The sequence below is a fragment of the Streptomyces lonarensis genome (assembly GCF_012033735.1).
GTDB lineage: Bacteria > Actinomycetota > Actinomycetes > Streptomycetales > Streptomycetaceae > Streptomyces > Streptomyces lonarensis.
Genome location: NZ_JAAVJD010000164.1, coordinates 1 through 1266, shown reverse-complemented (window position 1 = coordinate 1266; position 1266 = coordinate 1). Strand labels below are relative to the sequence as shown.

The following is a 1266-nucleotide window of genomic DNA, read 5'->3' as shown; positions in this document are numbered from 1 at the left end:
CCCCCCCCCCCCCCCCCCCCCCCCCCCCCCGCGCCGGTACGAGGAGTACAGCACGGTCAGTCCTGCGACTCGCCGTCCTCGGTCTCCTCGGCGTCTGCGTCCGCGTCCGCATCGGCGTCCGCGTCCGGGTTCTCGTCGGCGGAGTCACCGCCGGCGCTGTTGCCGCGGCCCTCCGCGGCGGAGGTCTCCAGGGCGGCGCGCAGCGCCTCCGGGGTCTCCGGGGTGGTGATGGTCTCGCCGTCGACCATGATCGTCGGGGTCGACTCGACGCCCGAGTTGGCGAACTTGTCGGCCATCTTCGCCGCCCAGACGGCGAAGGCGGACTCACGGATGTCGGACTCGAACTGGTCGAAGTCGGCTTCCAGCTCCGGGACGGAACGGCCGATGTCGACCAGCTTGTCGTCCTCGTCGAAGTCGCGCATGCCGTTGGCGCTGGTGTGGTACTCGGTGGAGTACAGCGCGTCGACGTAGCCGAGGAAGGCCTCGTCGCTCACGTTCAGCGCGGCGCCCATCGCGGCGATGGCGTTCTTGGAGCCGTCACCGCCGGCCTGCGGGTTGTCGTCGAAGAACGCGCCGAAGGTGAAGTCGCCGTTGTACTCGCCCTCGGCGATCGACTGCTTGATGTCCTGGCCCATCCGCTGCTCGAAGGCGGCGCAGCCGCCGCAGCGCGGCTCCTCGTAGAAGGAGACGGTGTGCGGGGCGTTCTCGTCGCCGACCAGGACGGTCAGGCCGTCGTCGCCGGAGGCGTTGGCGGGGGCGGAGTCCGCGTAGGTGGTGTCGCCCTCCTCCGGCTCGCCCGCGACCTGCCGCTCGACGGCGGCCCAGTCGGTGGCGCTGCCGCCGCCGCCCATGTTGGCGATGGCCATACCGGCGAAACCGGCGATCGCCAGCACGCCGAGCGCCACGGCGCCGACGACGAGCTGCCGCTTGGTCTTCTCCTTGCGGGCTTCCTTCTCCCGCTCGGCGCGCAGCCGCTCACGTGCGGCGCGCTTGGCTTCCTGTGTGTTGCGCTTGCTCATGCTCGTTGGTCTCCGTCTGAATCCGTCGAATACGTGGGGGAGACGCCGCCGGTCGACGCGCGGGGGTGCGGCGCGGGCGGCGCTGGCCGTGGGACGACGACCCGGAGTACGACCGGGGCGTCAGGCCGCGAGGACGACCGCCGACGGCGGGCCGCGTCGCAGGACGGAGTGGCTCAGCAGCGGGGCGGGGGCCGCCGTGATCGGTGGCGCCCCGGTGGCGCGGTGCGTGACGGTCATGGATCGGCAC

General features: G+C 72.5%; 1 protein-coding gene. It reads right to left on the bottom strand.

The window, feature by feature from the left end; all coding sequences use genetic code 11:
• Nucleotides 1-56: 56 nt before the first annotated feature.
• Nucleotides 57-1019 carry a thioredoxin domain-containing protein gene (locus HCN56_RS18285; RefSeq protein WP_167972508.1) on the bottom strand — a complete coding sequence of 321 codons (963 nt, stop codon included), beginning with the start codon at nt 1017-1019 and terminating at the stop codon, nt 57-59.
• Between the last annotated feature and the right edge of the window lie 247 nt (nt 1020-1266).

Excerpts from the sequence above, each read along its gene's own strand:
- HCN56_RS18285 (WP_167972508.1), bottom strand. The coding sequence starts at position 1,019 with ATGAGCAAGCGCAACACACAGGAAGCCAAGCGCGCCGCACGTGAGCGG.